Source organism: Tsukamurella sp. NPDC003166, from assembly GCF_040611135.1.
In the GTDB taxonomy this organism is placed as follows: Bacteria; Actinomycetota; Actinomycetes; order Mycobacteriales; family Mycobacteriaceae; genus Tsukamurella.
In genome coordinates this window covers 217,419-234,867 of record NZ_JBEXNL010000001.1, presented here as the reverse complement: position 1 = coordinate 234,867, position 17,449 = coordinate 217,419, and the positions used below count along the sequence as shown (strand labels likewise).

At 71.2% G+C, this 17,449-nt stretch carries 12 protein-coding genes; 8 read left to right on the top strand and 4 right to left on the bottom strand.

The window, feature by feature from the left end; genetic code table 11:
* Together fgd and ABZX10_RS01120 are read right to left on the bottom strand one after the other, a co-directional pair.
* Complete coding sequence (gene fgd / locus ABZX10_RS01125) at positions 1 to 1,011, bottom strand: glucose-6-phosphate dehydrogenase (coenzyme-F420) (RefSeq protein WP_355533630.1); 1,011 nt, start codon at positions 1,009 to 1,011, stop codon at positions 1 to 3.
* Between the two features lie 95 nt (positions 1,012 to 1,106).
* Entirely contained in the window at positions 1,107 to 2,024 is a 918-nt protein-coding gene (locus tag ABZX10_RS01120) for a SpoIID/LytB domain-containing protein (protein WP_355533628.1), read from the bottom strand.
* A gap of 322 nt (positions 2,025 to 2,346) precedes the next feature.
* On the opposite strand from ABZX10_RS01120, the gene ABZX10_RS01115 reads away from it, so the two are divergent.
* The 3 genes from ABZX10_RS01115 (at position 2,347) to ABZX10_RS01105 (ending at position 8,686) form a co-directional block, all read left to right on the top strand.
* Complete coding sequence (locus ABZX10_RS01115) at positions 2,347 to 4,215, top strand: ABC transporter ATP-binding protein (protein ID WP_355533626.1); 1,869 nt, start codon at positions 2,347 to 2,349, stop codon at positions 4,213 to 4,215.
* 98 nt (positions 4,216 to 4,313) lie between these two features.
* Positions 4,314 to 6,950, top strand: a complete 2,637-nt coding sequence (locus tag ABZX10_RS01110; RefSeq protein ID WP_355534069.1) for an ATP-binding cassette domain-containing protein — start codon at positions 4,314 to 4,316, stop codon at positions 6,948 to 6,950.
* Complete coding sequence (locus ABZX10_RS01105; RefSeq protein ID WP_355533624.1) at positions 6,947 to 8,686, top strand: ABC transporter ATP-binding protein; 1,740 nt, start codon at positions 6,947 to 6,949, stop codon at positions 8,684 to 8,686. The genes ABZX10_RS01110 and ABZX10_RS01105 overlap by 4 nt, the downstream gene beginning before the upstream one ends.
* 1 nt (position 8,687) lies before the next feature.
* Here the strand turns inward: ABZX10_RS01105 and ABZX10_RS01100 are convergent, their stop codons facing one another.
* A complete protein-coding gene (locus tag ABZX10_RS01100) occupies positions 8,688 to 9,041 on the bottom strand; it encodes a VOC family protein (protein WP_355533622.1) in 354 nt (117 codons plus the stop codon).
* A gap of 63 nt (positions 9,042 to 9,104) precedes the next feature.
* Here ABZX10_RS01100 and ABZX10_RS01095 point away from each other — a divergent pair, with 63 nt between their 5' ends.
* Together ABZX10_RS01095 and ABZX10_RS01090 are read left to right on the top strand one after the other, a co-directional pair.
* Positions 9,105 to 9,608, top strand: a complete 504-nt coding sequence (locus ABZX10_RS01095; protein WP_355533620.1) for a nucleoside deaminase — start codon at positions 9,105 to 9,107, stop codon at positions 9,606 to 9,608.
* Complete coding sequence (locus ABZX10_RS01090; RefSeq protein WP_355533618.1) at positions 9,605 to 10,339, top strand: ankyrin repeat domain-containing protein; 735 nt, start codon at positions 9,605 to 9,607, stop codon at positions 10,337 to 10,339. The genes ABZX10_RS01095 and ABZX10_RS01090 overlap by 4 nt, the downstream gene beginning before the upstream one ends.
* A gap of 118 nt (positions 10,340 to 10,457) precedes the next feature.
* On the opposite strand, the gene ABZX10_RS01085 is transcribed toward ABZX10_RS01090, so the two are convergent.
* Entirely contained in the window at positions 10,458 to 11,426 is a 969-nt protein-coding gene (locus ABZX10_RS01085) for an alpha/beta hydrolase (protein WP_355533616.1), read from the bottom strand.
* A gap of 151 nt (positions 11,427 to 11,577) precedes the next feature.
* Between ABZX10_RS01085 and ABZX10_RS01080 the strand changes: the two genes are divergently transcribed.
* The 3 genes from ABZX10_RS01080 to ABZX10_RS01070 are packed head-to-tail and all read left to right on the top strand — an operon-like array spanning position 11,578 to position 17,403.
* On the top strand, positions 11,578 to 15,486 hold the full coding sequence (locus ABZX10_RS01080) for a Pls/PosA family non-ribosomal peptide synthetase (RefSeq protein WP_355533614.1): 3,909 nt from the start codon (positions 11,578 to 11,580) through the stop codon (positions 15,484 to 15,486).
* A 39-nt stretch (positions 15,487 to 15,525) separates the two neighbouring features.
* On the top strand, positions 15,526 to 16,002 hold the full coding sequence (locus ABZX10_RS01075) for a GNAT family N-acetyltransferase (RefSeq protein WP_355533612.1): 477 nt from the start codon (positions 15,526 to 15,528) through the stop codon (positions 16,000 to 16,002).
* 36 nt (positions 16,003 to 16,038) lie between these two features.
* Complete coding sequence (locus ABZX10_RS01070; RefSeq protein WP_355534067.1) at positions 16,039 to 17,403, top strand: M1 family metallopeptidase; 1,365 nt, start codon at positions 16,039 to 16,041, stop codon at positions 17,401 to 17,403.
* Positions 17,404 to 17,449: the final 46 nt, after the last annotated feature.

The window sequence follows — 17,449 nt, the reverse complement described above, 5'->3', positions numbered from 1 at the left end:
TCAGCCGAGCGCACGCAGGCGGGGCTCCAGATCGCGCTGGAAGTTGGTGAGGAACCGGCGCTGGTCGTGGCCGGGGGCGTGGAACACGAGGTGGTTCAGGCCCGCATCCACGTACTGCTGGACGGCGGCCACGGCCTCGTCGGGATCCGAGGAGACGATCCACCGCTTGGCGACCTGCTCGATCGGCAGTTCGTCGGCGAGGCGCTCCATCTCGGCACTCGAGTTCACCGAATGCTTCTGCTCCGGGGTGAGCGACAGCGGTGCCCAGAAGCGCGTGTTCTCCAGCGCCAGTTCGGGATCCGGATCATAGCTGATCTTGATCTCGATCATCTTGTCCAGCGCCTCGAAGTCGCGGCCGCCCAGTTCCGCCCCCTCCTTCGCGGCGGGGATCAGCTTGTCGGTGTAGAGCTCCATGCCCTTGCCGGAGGTGCAGATCATGCCGTCGCCCACGCGGCCCGCGTACTTGGCCACGACGGGGCCGCCGGCGGCGATGTAGACCGGGACGGGGCGTTCCGGAATGTCGAACAGGACGGCGTCCTTGGTGTGGTAGTACTCGCCCTCGAAGTTCACGACCTCGCCGGACCACAGCTCGCGCATGAGGCGGACGGACTCCCGCAGCCGGGCGAACCGCTCCTTGAACTCGGGCCATTCGCCCTGGAAGCCGGTCGCGTACTCGTTGAGCGCCTCGCCGGTGCCCGCGCCGAGGAAGATGCGGTCCGGGTACATGCACGCCATGCTCGCGAAGGCCTGCGCGATGACCGCGGGGTTGTAGCGGAAGGTCGGGGTCATCACCGACGTGCCGATCTTCACGCGCTCGGTGCGTTCGCCCACCGCGGCCATCCATGCCAGGGAGAACGGCGCGTGGCCGCCGTTCACGCGCCACGGCTGGAAGTGGTCGCTCACCGCGACCGAGTCCATGCCCGCGCCCTCCGCCGCGACCGCGATCTCCACCAACTCGCGGGGCCCGAACTGCTCCGCCGATGCCTTGTAACCGAGCTGCAACTTCGCCATGTGACTCACACTACTGCGTGCCGATTGAACACTGTTACGACCCGGGGCGACCTGGGAGTTCGCCGACCGTAACGGTGTTCAACCGACGGTGCGGGTCACCGGACCGGGTCGACCGCCGGATCGTCCGCACGGGAGGCGCCGTACTCGGTCTCGTAGACGCGGCCGTTCTGCGCCATGACAAGGCCGCTGGTGCTGGACACGGCGGCGTCGGTGCGCGGGTCCTCCTTGTCGATCCCGCCGTACACCTGTGAGCCCTGCGTGTCGTCGAACTCCTCGCCGCGCGCGGCGCCGCGGACGAGGGCGTAGGACCGGGCCGCGATGGCCTGGGCCTGCAGCGCGGCGGTACCGCCCTGATCGGCCCAGCCGGGCGAGTTCTCGACCGGCACCACGCTGCGCACGTAGTCCTCGATGCCCACGATGTTGAGGACCCCGTCGGGACGCGCGGTGAGGCGACCTCGGTAGCCGGCGTTACTGCCGCAGAAGCGGAGCACCTGGTCGGGCGCGACGGACTGGTTGTTGGTCGCCGGGCTGACGGTGCCGTCGGGCACCTCGAGCGTCCCGAGCACCTGCCCGCCGCAGCCCGAGCGCACCGTCGCCGTGGTCCCGCTGATGCTGACCGCCTGGCCGGGGGCCAGGGACTTCCCGGCGATCAGGCCGCCCGCGGGAGCGACGACGTTCAGTGCACTCTGCTTGGTCAGCCGGACGGTGACCGGCAGGCCCGTATTCACCCGGCCCAGCGTCGTGCCGGGGTAGTACTTGGCGAGGATCTGCTCGGCGTTCCAGCCCTGCTTGGCGTAGGTGAGCGCGCCGAGCTGGCTCATGCCGCGGCCGTGGCCGCCGGCGCCGCCCGGCGCGGTGTCATTGGGCCCGTCGACCAGCGTGGTCGCGGGCAGTGCGCCCGACCCGGCCAGCGCCCCACCGATGAGCAGTGCGGGCACGACCGCGACCAGCGCAGCGCGGGTCGCCACGGCACGCGGAGAGCGACGGGGGCCTCCGTCGATCCACACGGGCATCCGATGTCTCCTTCGGTCGCGACACGACATTCTGTGACGAATGTTGCTGTTGTTGTTATTGAGACTCATGTAAATCCCAGGAGATGTCAAGGACCGCCCGTCCCGCCGCACGAATCACCCCTCCCCGCAGCTATCTCCACTCGCCCCGAGAATCCGCGCCGCGAGCGGAGATATCTGCTGCGTGCGAGAAGGATCGCCCGCCAGGTCACTCGGTGAGAGCGGCGGAGTGACGGCGACCCGCGAGCAGTCACGACCGGCAGAAATTCCTCGCTCAGCGAAACGGCTGGACATCAAGGTAACTTGAGGTCCTAGCCTTGTATGCATGAGCATGGAATCGGTCGCGTGGAGCACGCTGTATCAGGGGAACCGGTCGCTCGACGCACCGTCGCGGCGCCCGAGTGAGACATTGCGGCGGATGGGCCCGTTCGCCCGGCCGCACCGCTGGCGCCTCACCTGGTTCCTCCTGCTGTCCATCGCCTCGGCACTACTGGCGGTGGCGACGCCGCTGCTCGCGGGCAAGGTCGTCGACCGGATCGTGGGCGGCGGACCCACCGGCACCGTCGTCGAGCTCGCGATCCTCATCGCGGTGATCGCCCTCGTGGGCGCCGGCGTGGACCTGCTCTCCCGGTGGTTCTCGAGCCGCATCGGGGAGGGCCTGATCTACCAGCTGCGGACCGCCGTGTTCGACCACGTCCAGACGATGCCCGTGGCCTTCTTCACCCGCACGCGCACCGGCGCCCTGGTCAGCCGGCTCAACAACGACGTGCTCGGCGCGCAGCGTGCGTTCTCGGACACCCTGGCCGGCGTGGTCACCAACATCGTCACGCTGGCGCTGACACTCGGCGTCATGCTCAGCATCTCGTGGCAGATCACGCTCCTCGCGCTGGTGCTCCTACCGGTGTTCATCGTCCCGTCGCGCAGTATGGGCGTGCGGATCGCGGCCATGTCGCGGCGCGCGGCCCGGCACAACGCCTCGATGAGCGACCAGATGACCGAGCGCTTCTCGGCGCCCGGCGCCACCCTCGTCAAGCTGTACGGCCGGCCCGAGATCGAATCGCACGAGTTCGCCTGGCGCGCCGCGGCCGTCCGCGACATCGGCGTCCGCACCGCGATGGCGCGGATGACCTTCGTGACCATGCTGACGCTGGTCAGCTCCCTGGCACTGGCCCTCGTCTACGGCCTCGGCGGCTTCTACGCCCTCCGCGGCGAGCTGCAGGCCGGCGCCGTGGTCGCGCTCGCGCTGCTCCTCACCCGGCTCTACGTCCCACTCACCGCGCTCGCCAACGCCCGGGTGGAGGTGATGACCGCCCTGGTCTCCTTCGAGCGCGTCTTCGAGGTGCTCGACCTCGAACCCATGGTCCGCGACGCTCCCGATGCGCGCACCGTCGGCAAGGGCCCCACCCAGCTGCGCTTCGAGAACGTCGACTTCGCCTACCCGTCGGCCGAGAAGGTCTCACTCGCCTCACTGGAGGAGGTCGCGCAGCTGGACACCCGCGGCGGCGAGACGGTGCTGCACGACGTGTCCTTCACCGCGGCACCGGGTTCGATGGTCGCGCTCGTGGGCAGCTCGGGCGCCGGCAAGTCGACGATCGCGCAGCTCGCGACCCGGCTGTACGACCCGGACCGCGGGGCGATCACGCTGAACGGCACCGACCTGCGCGACATCACCGCCCGGAGCCTGCATTCCGCCGTCGGCCTGGTGACGCAGGACGGGCACCTCTTCCACGACAGCATCCGCGCGAACCTCCTGCTCGCGAATCCGGACACGTCCGACGCAGAGGTGCACGACGCCCTGCGCCGTGCGCGCCTCGACGACCTCGTCGAGCATCTGCCCGACGGGCTCGACACCGTCGTCGGCGAGCGGGGCTACCGACTCTCCGGGGGCGAGCGACAGCGGCTGACCATCGCACGCCTACTTCTCGCGCAGCCCTCGGTCGTGATCCTCGACGAGGCCACCGCGCACCTCGATTCGACCTCGGAGGCGGCGGTCCAAGCGGCCCTCGGCGAGGCCCTGGCCGACCGGACGTCGCTGGTGATCGCCCACCGGCTCTCCACCATCCGCGCCGCAGACGAGATCCTCGTGCTGGAGGCGGGTCGCATCGTCGAACGGGGAACGCACGAGACCCTGCTCGCGCAGGGCGGGCGGTACGCGGAGCTCTACCGGACACAGTTCGCCGATCAGGCGGCCTGAGCCGTCGACGAATAACCGAGCTTAGGCTAACCTCTACCCCGATGGCCTCGACGCCCCGGCGCACCCGCGCCCGGGGCGCGCGGCGGGAGGGCGGCGAGATGGCACGCGGATTCAGCGGGGCGGTCATGCGGGCGTTCGGCGCGCAGGACTACGCGATCACCGTGGTGGGGACGGAGCAGCGCACCGCGCACTGCATCCGGATCCGGTTCCACTCCGACACCCTCTTCGACGTCGTCTCGGACGGCCCGACCTCCTGGATCCGCTGCTGGTTCCCCGACGACGCGGGCAAGGAGTTCCAGCGCGCCTACACCTTCTCCGAGGTCGATGCCGCATCGGGCCGGTTCGCCCTCGACTTCGTGCTGCACGAGCCCGCGGGGCCCGCCTCGAACTGGGCGCGCGCCGCCCAGCCCGGCGACGTGCTGGCCGTGAACTACATGAGCTCGGTCCCCCTCGAGATCCCGGAGGACGATCCGCCCGCCGGCTACCTGCTGATCGGTGACTCGGCGTCGATCCCCGCCATCAACACGATCATCGCCGCGACACCGCCCGAGATCCCCCTCGAGGTCTATCTCGAGGAGCACGAGCCCGCCGACCGCGAGCTGCCGATCAACCCGCACCCGCGACTGCGGGTGCACTGGGTGCACCGCGCGGGCACGCACTCGCTCGCCGACGCTCTCGAGGCGCGCGACTGGTCGAACTGGTACGCGTGGGCGGGGCCGGAGCAGGGCTCGCTCAAGCTCATTCGCGCGCGACTCAAGGAGTTCGGCTTCCCGCGCTCCGAGACGCACGCCCTCGCCTACTGGTCGCAGGGCAAGGCCATGGGCAAGGAGCGCGCCCCCGAGACTCCCGAGTCCGACGGTGCCGCATCACCCTCCGTACTCGACGGTGGCGCCCCCGAGCCGGGCACGCCGGCGCCGGCCCCCGAGCCCGACGGTGCCGCCGCCCACCGCGAGCCTGCGGCACCGTCGAAAACCCCTCCCCCGCAGGGTCTCTGGCGCTCGGCCGGCGCGGGACGGCTGCTCGCACCGCTCAAGCACACGCTCATCCTGGCCGGGGTTGCGCAGGCCGTCGTGACGCTGCTGCAGTTCGCGCCCTACCTGCTGCTCATCGAGCTGGGCCGCCGGCTGCTGGACGGCGCACCCGCGGCGGACCTGTGGTCGGTCGGCGTACTGGCGATCGTGCTGCTGGGCGCGGGCACGCTCCTCGAATCGGCACTCATGCTGTGGCTGCACGCGATCGACGCGCGCTTCTCGCGGGACCTGCGCGGCCGCCTCCTCGGCAAACTGGCGCGGCTGCCGCTGGGCTGGTTCTCGGCGCGGAGCTCCGGCGGGATCAAGACGCTGATCCAGGACAACACGCTCGCCCTGCACTACCTCGTCACGCACGCGACGCTCGACGCCGTCTCCGCGGTTGTCGCGCCGATCGCCGTGTTGATCTACCTGTTCACGGTGGACTGGGGCATCGCCCTGTTCCTGCTTCTGCCGGTCCTCGGGTACGTGCTCACCATGTACCGCATGGTGATCGCGTCGTCGGCGCAGATCCCGCAGCATCAGGCGTGGGTCGACAAGATGGGCGGCGAGGCCGGCGCCTACCTCGACGCGCAGCCCGTGATCCGCGTGTTCGGCGGCGTGCTCGCCTCCGGCTTCCAGCGGAACCTGGACGGCTACATCGACTTCCTCTCCGGCTGGCAGCGACCCTTCGTGCGCACCAAGACCGTCATGGACATCGTGACCCGGCCGACCACGTTCCTGTGGGTGATCGCCGCCGCCGGAACGCTGTTCGTCATCCAGGGCTGGACCCGGCCCGTCGACCTGCTGCCCTTCCTCCTGCTCGGCGCGACCTTCGGTGTCCGCCTCCTGGGGATCGGCTACGGCCTCAGCGGGCTGCGAGCGGGCATGATCGCGGCGCGCGACCTGCAGACCGTCCTCGACGAGCCGGAGCTGACGACCCGCGCACCGTCGGACGACGGTGCGGCGACGGCCGCGCCCGGCGCGGTGGAGGTCCGCGGCGTCACCTTCGGATACCGGCCGGACGTGCCGGTGCTGCACGACATCTCGCTGAGCCTGGCGCCGGGTACGGTGACCGCGCTGGTCGGGCCGTCGGGCTCGGGCAAGTCGACGCTCGCCGCCCTGCTCGCCCGGTTCCACGACGTCGATGCCGGCACCATCACCGTCGGCGGCCGCGACATCGCGACCATGTCGGCCGACGAGCTGTACGCCCGTCTCGGATTCGTGCTGCAGCAGACGCAACTCGTGGTGGGAACGGTCGCGGAGAACATTGCGCTGGCCGTGCCGGACGCCACCTCGCAGCGCATCGAGGAGGCGGCCCGGACGGCGAACATCCACGAGCGGATCCTGCGCATGCCCCAGGGCTACGACACGCCGCTCGGACGGGATCCCGCGCTGTCCGGCGGTGAGCGCCAACGCCTCACGATCGCCCGGGCGATCCTCGCCGATGCGCCGGTTCTCGTGCTCGACGAGGCCACGGCGTTCGCCGACCCCGAATCGGAGTACCTCGTGCAGGAGTCGCTGAGCCGGCTCGCCGCGGGCCGCACGGTGCTGGTCATCGCGCATCGCCTGCACACCGTCGTCGACGCCGACGCGATCGTCGTGCTCGACGGGGGCCGGATCGTCGAGCACGGCACGCACGACGCCCTGCTGGCCGCGGGTGGCGCCTACCACTCGCTGTGGGACGCGGCGCGCCCTGCGGCCCCGTCGATGGAGGAGACCCGATGATCCGGACGTTGTTCGCCCTGCTCCCCCACGACCGCCGCCCACTGGTGGTGCGGTTCCTGGTGCTCGCGATCGCCTCGGTCGCCACTCGCGCCGCAGGGGTGGTGCTGCTGATCCCCCTGCTCACGGCGCTGTTCGAGGGCCGCAACGCCGATGCCCTCCGATGGCTCGGCGCGCTCACCGCGGCCGCCGTCCTCGGCTGGATCGTCGACGCCGCGACCTCGCGCTCTGCCTACGAGCTCGGCTTCGACACGTTGAACAGCGCGCAGCACGCGGTCGCGGAACGCCTCTCGCGCATCGAGCTGACCTGGTTCGGCGCGGACAACGTCGCCACGGCCCGGCAGGCGATCGCAGCCACCGGACCCGATCTGGTCGGCCTCGTCATCTATCTGGTGCTGCCGCTGCTCACGGCACTGCTCCTGCCCGTGGCGATCGGCTTGGCGCTGTTGCCGATCGCCTGGCAGCTCGGCCTGGTCGCCCTGGCCGGGGTGCCGCTGCTGCTCGGCGCGCTGTGGGCGGGCGGCGCGATCAGCCGACGCGCCGACCACGTCGCCGACGAGGCGAACACACTGCTCGGCGAGCGGGTCGTCGAGTTCGCGCGGACCCAGCAGGCGCTGCGCGTCTCCCGCCGGGTCGAGCCGGAGCGCAGCCTCGCCGGCGAGGCGCTGCGCCGCCAGCACGGCGCGACCATGCGACTGCTCCTCCTCCAGGTCCCCGGGCAGATCGTCTTCGGCATCGCCGGGCAGATCGCGCTCTTCGCGCTCGCGGGCACCACCGCCTGGCTCACCCTGCGCGGCGACCTCATGGCACCCGCTGCCGTCGCCCTCATCGTGGTGGCGGTGCGCTACCTCGAGCCCTTCACCACACTCGGCCTCCTCTCCGGCGGCCTGGAGACGACCCGCCTGACCATGCGCCGGATCGAGGCGGTACTCGACGGTCCCGTCGCGCCGTCGGGCGGTGCGACCCGCACGGTCGACGGTGCGCCCCGCATCGAGTTCCGGGGTGTCACGTTCCACTACGACGATCCCGAGCACCCGGTGCTGCGCGACCTGGACCTCGTCCTCGAAGCGGGCTCGACCACCGCGATCATCGGCGCTTCCGGATCGGGCAAGAGCACGATCCTCGGCCTCCTCGCGGGGCTGTACGAGCCGGTGTCCGGCCGCATCCTGGTCGACGGTGCCGACGTCGCGGACCTCGACCTCGCCTCGCGTCGGGCCCTGACCAGCGTGGTCTTCCAACACCCCCATCTGGTGGCGGGCACCGTCGCCGAGAACGTCCGCGCCGGTGACCCCGCGGCATCGCCGGAGCGCATCGCGGCGGCCACGGCACTCGCCCGCGTGGACGAGCTGGTCGAACGGATCCCGGGCGGCCTCGACGCGCGGGTCGGCGAGGCGGGGAGCGCGCTGTCGGGCGGCGAGCGCCAGCGGGTGAGCATCGCCCGCGCACTGCTCAAGCCCGCCCCGATCCTGCTCATCGACGAGGCGACGAGCGCGCTCGACAATGTCAACGAACGGGCGGTCGTCGACGCCCTGTCCGCCGACGCGACCGCCCGGACCCGGGTGATCGTGGCGCACCGTCGGGCGGGGATCCGGCGGGCCGACCGCGTGATCGTGCTCGACGACGGACGGATCGTCGAATCCGGAACACCGGACGAGCTGCTCGCCGCCGACGGACCGTTCGCGCGGTTCTGGCGCGCTCAGGACTCCGCGGCGGCATGGCGGCTCACCGACGCGCGCTGAATCACCCCTGGGCGATGCAGAACTCGTTGCCCTCCGGATCCGCCAGCACGGTCCACTGCACGCCCCACTCGTCGTGATCGCGCAGGTGCACGGCGCCCAGGGCCACGACCCGGGCGACCTCGGCGGCCCGGTCGTCTGCGTGCAGGTCCAGGTGCATGCGATTCTTGACCGTCTTACCCTCGGGCACCTTGAGCAGCATCATCCGCGGCAGCGCCGGATTCGCCGTGCCGAGGGTGCGCATGAAATCGTTGCCGTCGGTGGCGTCGACGGGGATGCCGAGCGCCTCCGACCAGAACCGGGCCTGCGCGGCGACATCCGCGCAGTCGAGATTGATCATCTGCAGATGCAGGCCCATGTGCTCTCCTTCGTCCAACCGAACGCCGTCCGATTCGCCTGACTCGAACGATACTGTCGGGGGATGACACGTTCCGCGGCTCCGGCCGCGCCCACTGCCCACGACCTGCCCTACCTGCGACGATGCATCGACCTCGCTCGCGTCGCCCTCGACGACGGCGACGAGCCCTTCGGCTCCGTACTGACCTACGGCGGCGAGATCGTCTTCGAGGATCGCAACCGGGCCGCCGGTGGGGACGCCACGCGGCACCCCGAGTTCGAGATCGCCCGCTGGGCCGCGGAGCACCTCACGCCCGCGGAGCGTGCGGACGCCGTCACCTACACCTCCGGCGAACACTGCGCGATGTGCAGCGCCGCGCACGCCTGGGTCGGACTCGGCCGCATCGTCTACGCGGGCAGCACCGAGCAGTTGGTCGGCTGGCACGCGGAATGGGGCGTGCCGCCCGCCGCCGTCGCGCCACTCCCCATCGGCGCGGTCGCGCCGGGCATCCCTGTCGCCGGCCCCGAGCCGTCCCTCGCCGCCGAGCTGCGCGCGCTGCACGCCCGGGCGGCAGGGATCGAATCGTGAAGCGGCTCGGCCTACTCTGCGCGGCGGCGCTCCTCATCGGATGCGCCGCGCCGGAACCCGGGGCACCTCCCCGCGCACCCTCGGCACCGCCCCGCACAACGGTCCCGGCACCGTCGTCGACGGTGCGCCCCGCCCGGAGCCCGGAGGCGACCCGGGCGCTGGTGAGCGCCGTGACCGCGGGCGACCTCGCCGCTACTCGGGCGGCCGTCGCCGCCGGCGCGGACCTCGAGGTCCGGATCACGCGCGCCCGCACAGCGCTGGTCGCCGCGACGAAGTCGGGGCACACCCGGATAGCGCTGGCCCTGCTCGATGCCGGCGCGGACCCGAACGCCAAGGACGACATCCAGGACTCGGCCTACCTGTACGCGGGAGCGGAGGGGATGACCGAGGTCCTTGCGTCGACACTGCGGCACGGCGCGGATGTGCGCAGCCTCAATCGCTACCGCGGGACCGCGCTCATCCCGGCCTGCGAGCACGGGCACGTCGAGAACGTGAAGCTGCTCATCGCTGCCGGCGTGGACGTGGACCACGTGAACGACTCGGGCTGGACCTGTCTGCTGGAGGCCGTGATCCTCGGCAACGGCGACGCCGCCCACGTCGAGACGGTCCGGCTGGTGCTCGACGCGGGCGCCCGCTCGGGTCTCGCGGACCGCGGGGGCATGACCGCGAGGCAGCACGCCGTGAACCGGGGCCAGACCGCCGTCGTCGCCGAGATCGATCGGCGGCGCTGACCGGTGGCCTTCCGCCGTCTACCGGAGGTGCCCGCACGAATGCCGGCCTGAGCGGCGTGCTCCCGTCGTTTCGCCTGTTCGCGGGACGTGGGCGCCGCTGGGGCCGACGTTCGTGCGGTCAGGCGGCGTCGCTGCGTGCGGCGTCCACCTCGGCTTCGGTGAGCTGGTCGGAGAGGAAGGCCACCGCGGTCTTGTACGCGGCCCAGGACTCGGGGGTCAGGCCCGCGCCGACGACGAAGGCGTGCACCTGCGCGTCGTACAGGTGCACCTCGTTCTCGACGCCCGCGCGGTCCAGCGCGGCGTGCAGCTCCAGCGCATCCAGTTCGAGGGCCTCTCGGCTCGCCGCGAACAGGATGCTGGGCGGGAAGTACTGTGCGGTCGCGTCGGTCGTCATGTTCTGCGGACCGCGCAGCGGCTCCGGCCCGCGCCCCAGCACCATCCGCAGCTTGCGGATCTTGCCGAGCGGCAGCATCGCGTCGTGCCGCGACGACCTGGGCAGCTCCGCACTGATGTCGAGGAAGGGCGAGAACCCGGCAAACGCCGTCGGGCCCTGGATACCGGCTTCGCCGGCGTACTCGATGACCTTCGCGCAGACGAAGCCGCCGGCGGAGTCGCCCGCCACGAGGATCCGGTCGAAGTCACCGGAGTCCAACAGCTCGCGGTACGCCGCGAATCCGTCGGCCACGGACGTACCGACGCCACCGTCCGGGTACTGGCGGTATTCGACGTTGTAGACGGGCACCCGCAGGCCACGGGCCAACAGCGCCGCGATGCGCCGATGCGTGTCCAGTCCGCAGCCGATGAAGGCGCCGCCGTGGTAGTAGATCAGCGCAGCACGCGGGTGGGGATCCGCGTCACCGTCGGGGACGATCCGCTCGGTCGGGACACCGCCCAGGGTGATCTTCTCGATCCGCACGCCGCGCACCGAGTTCGGTACCCGACTCAGATAGGGATCGAAGGCGCGCAGGATCGGCAAGGTGCGATCGCTCATCGGGAACACCCGGAACAGCGTCTTCATCACGATGCGTACGAACCACAGCACGATCAACGCGCGCACACTACGGCCTCGATGGGCGACGACGGCCATCTCGATCACTCCTTGTTACTGGCCGGTAATCAGTACAGCCATAGTAACTCCGGAAGCCCCTGCTGCAGGATTCCTGTGACCTGACACAATCAACGCGAAGTTCTGTGCTCTCTGTCGTCCCCGTTCTCTTAACCGGAGGAAGTCGGCCACCGTGGTCCCGCACGAGATCCCCCCGCAGTACCTGCTCTCCGCGCTCGCACCCGAGCCCCGCACCCTGATCGACATCCTCAGGGCGTCGGTCGACGAGCACCCCGAGGCGCCGGCGATCGACGACGGCGACGTCGTCCTCACCTACTCCGAGCTGTGGGAGGAGGTCCTCGAGGGCGCCGACTTCCTCGGACGCAGCGGCGTCGTTGCGGGCGACCGCGTCGGTATCCGCATGCCCTCCGGACACCGCTCGCTCTACGTCGCGATCCTGTCGACGATCGCGGCCGGCTGCGCCTACGTCCCCGTCGACGCCGACGACCCGCAGGAACGCGCCGACCTCGTCTTCGGCGAGGCCGTCGCCGCCGCGATCTTCACCGGCGACGGCCTCTGGCGGGCACCGTCGACCAAGGAACGGGCGGCCGCGATCGAGGCCGGGACCGCCGAGCCCGGCAACCGCCTGCCGACGCCCGACGACGACTCCTGGATCATCTTCACCTCGGGTTCGACGGGCACCCCGAAGGGGGTGGCCGTCACGAACCGCAACTCGGCTGCCTTCGTCGACGCCGAGGCCCGACTCTTCCTGCAGACCGAGCCCCTGGTGCCCGGCGACCGTGTGCTCGCCGGGTTGTCCGTCGCCTTCGACGCCTCCTGCGAGGAGATGTGGCTCGCCTGGCGCCACGGCGCGTGCCTGGTCCCCGCCCCGCGCTCGCTGGTGCGCTCGGGCATGGACCTCGGGCCCTGGCTCGTCTCCCGCGACATCTCCGTGGTGTCTACGGTGCCGACCCTGGCCGCGATGTGGCCCGCCGAGGCGCTCGAAGCCGTCCGCCTGCTGATCTTCGGCGGCGAGGCCTGCCCGCCCGAGCTGGCGCAGCGACTCGCTGTCGACGGCCGCGAGGTGTGGAACACCTACGGCCCGACCGAGGCCACCGTCGTCGCGTGCGCCGCCCCGCTCGACGGACGAGGCCCCGTCCGGATCGGCCTGCCGCTGCAGGGCTGGGACCTGGCCGTCGTGGACCCGGCGACGGGGCTGCCCGTCGCGGTCGGCGAGTCCGGCGAGCTCGTGATCGGCGGCGTGGGCCTCGCCCGGTACCTCGATCCGGCCAAGGACGCCGAGAAGTACGCGCCGATGGAGACCCTCGGGTGGGATCGCGCGTACCGTTCCGGCGATCTCGTGCGACTCGAACTCGAGGGACTGTTGTTCGAAGGCCGCGCCGACGACCAGGTGAAGGTCGGCGGTCGACGCATCGAGCTCGGCGAGGTCGACACGGCGCTGCAGAACCTGCCGGGCGTGTCCGGCGCGGCCGCCGCGGTGCGGAAGAACTCGGCCGGTACGTCGATGCTCGTCGGCTACCTCGCGTCGACCGACCCCGACTTCGACCTCACGGCGGCCCGCGAGCTGCTGTCGAAGGAGCTTCCCGCGGCGCTGGTGCCGCGGCTCGCGCTCATGGACGAGCTGCCCACCCGCACGTCGGGCAAGGTCGACCGCAACGCGCTTCCCTGGCCGCTCCCGGGCTCGGACGACACCGACACGGGCGACCTGGCCGGCACCGCGGCGTGGGTCGCGGAGCGCTGGGCCGGCATCCTCGGCGCATCGATCACCAGCGAGGACGCCGACTTCTTCGCCGAGGGCGGCGGGTCGCTCAGTGCGGCGCAGCTGGTCACGGCGCTGCGCGAGCAGTACCCGTCGATCACCGTCGCGGACCTGTACGACCACCCGCGCCTCGGATCCCTCGCCGCGTACCTGGACTCGCTGCGGCCGGCGGAGGTCGCGGAGCCGCGCATCGTCCGGCCCACCCCGCGATCGACGGGCATCGCCCAGATCCTGCTGTCGGTCCCGCTCACGACCCTGACCGGCCTGCAGTGGCTCACCTGGATGGCCATCGCCAACAATGTCTTCGCCTGGGCCACCGGCTCGGACCTGCTCCCCACCATGAATTGGTGGGTGGTACTCGTGCTGTTCCTGGTCTTCATCACGCCGATCGGCCGCATGGCGCTGTCGGTGATCGCGTGCCGCCTGCTGCTCGGCGGACTGAAGCCGGGCGTCTACCGTCGCGGCGGCCCGGAGCACCTACGACTGTGGATCGCGGAGCGGTTCACGGCCGCGTCCGGTGCCGAGAACCTCTCCGGCGCACCGTGGATGATCTACTACGCCCGCGCGCTGGGCGCGACGGTCGGCCGGGGCGTCGACCTGCACGCCCTCCCGCCCGTGACCGGCATGCTCGAGCTGGGCGACTACGCGTCCGTCGAGCCGGAGGTCGACCTCGCCGGGCACTACCTCGACGGCGACGAGCTGCACATCGGCGAGATCAGCATCGGGGACGAGGCGTCGGTCGGCGCACGGTCCACGCTGCTGCCGGGCGCGAAGGTCGGCAGGCGCGCCGAGATCGGTCCCGGCTCGGCGGTGTTCGGCAAGGTGAAGGCGAAGCAGCACTGGGCGGGTTCGCCCGCGGAGAAGATCGGCAAGGCCGAGCACCCGTGGCCCGCGGAGCACCCGCCGCGCAGGCCCTTCTGGGTGTGGGTCTACGGTGTCAGCTCCGTGCTGCTCGCGGGCCTGCCGATGGTCGCGATCGGGGCGGGCCTCGCGCTGATCGGCTGGTTCGTCCGGGACGACGCGTACCTCAAGGAGGCCGCGCTGCACGGGCTGGCGGTCCTGCCGATCGCCGTCCTCCTCTCACTCACCGTGTACGCGCTTCTGACGCTGATCGCGGTGCGGCTGCTCGCGATCGGCCTCAAGCCCGGCTACCACGCGGTCCGCAGCCGCGTCGGCTGGCAGGTGTGGGCCACCGAGCGACTCATGGACGCCGCGCGCACTTTCCTGTTCCCGCTGTACGCCTCGCTCCTGACGCCGATCTGGTTCCGCATGCTCGGCACCACGGTGGGCAAGGACGCCGAGATCTCCACGGCCATGGTCATTCCGAAGTTCACCACCATCGGCGACGGGTCCTTCCTCGCCGACGACACGATGGTCGGCAGCTACGAGCTCGGCGGCGGGTGGATGCGCATCGACGAGGCCAAGATCGGCAAGCGCGCCTTCCTCGGCAATTCGGGGATGACGGGGCCCGGCCGCCGCGTCCCGAAGGACGGCCTGGTGGCGGTCCTGAGCGCCACCCCGTCGAAGGCGAAGAGCGGCAGCTCCTGGCTCGGCTCTCCCCCGGTCCGCCTGCGCCGCACCGCCGGTAACACCGACTCCACCTTCACCTACAACCCGTCGCTCGGCCTGCGCATGGCCCGGGGATCCGTCGAGACGGCGCGCCTGCTGGCGGTTTTCGTCAGCTTCGGTCTCGGCCTGGCGACGCTGGTCGCGCTGAACTACTTCGCGATCAACGTGGGCTGGTGGCTCGCGGCGCTGCTGTCGGGCGTCACGCTGCTCGTCGCCGGCGCGATCGCCTGCTGTGTCGCGGCCGCCGCGAAGTGGCTGGTGGTCGGTCGGATCGGCCGCGAGGAGCACCCGCTGTGGTCCTCGTTCGTCTGGCGCAACGAGCTCTCCGACGCCTTCGTCGAGTGCGTGGCCGCGCCGTGGTTCGCGCACGCCGCCACCGGCACCCCGATCCTCAACCTGTGGTTGCGGATGCTCGGCGCGAAGATCGGCCGCGGCGTGTGGTGTGAGACGTACTGGCTGCCGGAGGCCGACCTCGTGACGCTCGGCGACGCCGCCACCGTCTCCCGCGGCTGCGTCGTCCAGACGCACCTCTTCCACGACCGGATCATGGCGATGGACACCGTCGTCCTCGGCGAGGGCGCCACGCTGGGCCCGCACTGCGTCGCTCTGCCCGCGTCGTCCGTGGGCGACGGTGCCACCGTCGGCCCGGCGTCATTGGTCATGCGGGGCGACTCGGTGCCCGCCAACACCAAGTGGCAGGGCAACCCCATCTCGCCGTGGATCTTCAACGCGGGCAAACGCAAGCGCGACTGACCGACGGTCCGCCGACCCGCCCCCGACGAAAGGCCTCCCGTGAGCGATGGGCTCGAGATCACCCCGTTCCAGCCGAGCGACGTGGCGGAGCTGCTCGTCCTGCAGCGCTGCTGTTGGGTGCAGGAGGCGATCGCGAACGACAGTCTCGCCATCCCGCCGCTGACCGAGACCCACGACGACATCCTGCAGTGGGCCGCGCAATGGGCGACCTTCGTCATGCGGCTCGACGGTCGGCTGATCGGCGCGGTCCGCGGCCGGGCGGAGGCCGATCACCGCTGGCACATCGGGCGCGTGATGGTCGCACCGGACCTCGCCGGCCGCGGGCTCGGCACGGAGCTCATCGCTCTCATGGAGTCGCTGGCCCCTCCAGGCACCGAGGAGTTCGTCATGTTCACCGGCGCCGGCAGCGTACGCAACATCCGGACGTACGAGCGCGCGGGGTACACCGTCGGAGATCCCGAGCCCGCGCCGCACGGCGGCGTCGCCACCGTGACGCTGCGCAAGCCGGTAAGGTGATCACCCGAACCCCAGCGAAAGGAAGTGCGATCCGTGGTGCGCAAATCGGTCGGCCCGAAGCTCGTCGCCGCACCGAATCCGCAGCACGCGCGCGCGGTGGATCCGTACATCCCCAGCCACGGCAATCCGGGCTACCGGGTGTCGCGGTACGACCTGGAGCTGACGTACAAGGTCGAGAGCAACCGCCTCGACGGTAAGGCCGAGATCACCGCGACGGCCTCCGAGCCGCTCAAACGCTTCGCCCTCGACCTGTCGGACGCGCTCACCGCATCGAAGATCTCGGTCAACGGTCGCCGCCCGCAGCGCTACACCCACCGCGGGGGCAAGCTCACGCTCACGCTTTCGGACGCGGTCCCCGCCGGCGCGGCGATGACGATCTCCATCCGGTACGCGGGCACCCCGAAGCCGATCCGCTCGACCTGGGGCGAGGTCGGCTGGGAGGAGCTGTCGGAGGGCGTCATCGTCGCCTCGCAGCCGAGCGGCGCACCGTCGTGGTTCCCCTGCGACGACCACCCGGCGTCCAAGGCCTCGTACCGCATCGCCATCACCACGGACTCCCCCTACCGCGTGGTGTCCAACGGCAAGCTGGTCTCCCGGAAGGTCTCGGCCGCGCACACCACGTGGGTCTACGAGCAGGCCGCGCCGATGGCGTCGTACCTGGCCACCATCCAGATCGGCGCGTACGACCTGCTCAAGGTCGCCGACAAACCGGTGCCGATCCGGGCCGCCGTCCCCGCGCGGCTGACCTCCGACTTCCAGCGCAGCTTCGGCAACCAGGAGCGCATCATGCGCGCCTTCACCCGCTGGTTCGGCCCGTACCCGTTCCCCGACTACACCGTCGTCGTCACGGACGACACGCTGGAGATCCCCGTCGAGGCCCAGACCGTGTCGATCTTCGGGGCCAACCACTGCGACGGTACGCGGCACGCCGAGCGGCTCGTGGCCCACGAGTTGGCGCACCAGTGGTTCGGCAACTCGCTGACGCTGACCCGGTGGAAGGACATCTGGCTGCACGAGGGCTTCGCCTGCTACTCCGAGTGGCTGTGGGCCCAGGAGTGCGGCGAGGCGACCACCCAGCAGATGGCGGCGAGGTACTACGCGAAGCTCGCCGCGTCGCCCACGGACATCGTGGTCGGCGATCCGGGCCCGGACCTGATGTTCGACGATCGCGTCTACAAGCGGGGCGCGCTGACAGTGCACGCGGTGCGGGTCGCGCTCGGCGACCCCGTTTTCTTCTCGGTCCTCCACGAGTGGACCTCCGAGTACGCGCACCAGTCCGTCACGACCGAGGACTTCGTCTCGCTGGTCGCGAAGCACAGCCCGGAGCCGCTGCGCGACCTGTGGCGCACGTGGTTGTACGAGACCGCGCTGCCGCCGCTCCCCGTGCTCACCGCGCTCTGACCCGATCCCGCCCGCCCGGGCGCGCGGCGGCGGAAACTTTCTGTGG

Coding starts and splice junctions, on each gene's coding strand:
- fgd (WP_355533630.1), bottom strand. CDS start 1,011: ATGGCGAAGTTGCAGCTCGGTTACAAGGCATCGGCGGAGCAGTTCGGG.
- ABZX10_RS01120 (WP_355533628.1), bottom strand. CDS start 2,024: ATGCCCGTGTGGATCGACGGAGGCCCCCGTCGCTCTCCGCGTGCCGTG.
- ABZX10_RS01115 (WP_355533626.1), top strand. CDS start 2,347: ATGAGCATGGAATCGGTCGCGTGGAGCACGCTGTATCAGGGGAACCGG.
- ABZX10_RS01110 (WP_355534069.1), top strand. CDS start 4,314: ATGGCACGCGGATTCAGCGGGGCGGTCATGCGGGCGTTCGGCGCGCAG.
- ABZX10_RS01105 (WP_355533624.1), top strand. CDS start 6,947: ATGATCCGGACGTTGTTCGCCCTGCTCCCCCACGACCGCCGCCCACTG.
- ABZX10_RS01100 (WP_355533622.1), bottom strand. CDS start 9,041: ATGGGCCTGCATCTGCAGATGATCAATCTCGACTGCGCGGATGTCGCC.
- ABZX10_RS01095 (WP_355533620.1), top strand. CDS start 9,105: ATGACACGTTCCGCGGCTCCGGCCGCGCCCACTGCCCACGACCTGCCC.
- ABZX10_RS01085 (WP_355533616.1), bottom strand. CDS start 11,426: ATGGCCGTCGTCGCCCATCGAGGCCGTAGTGTGCGCGCGTTGATCGTG.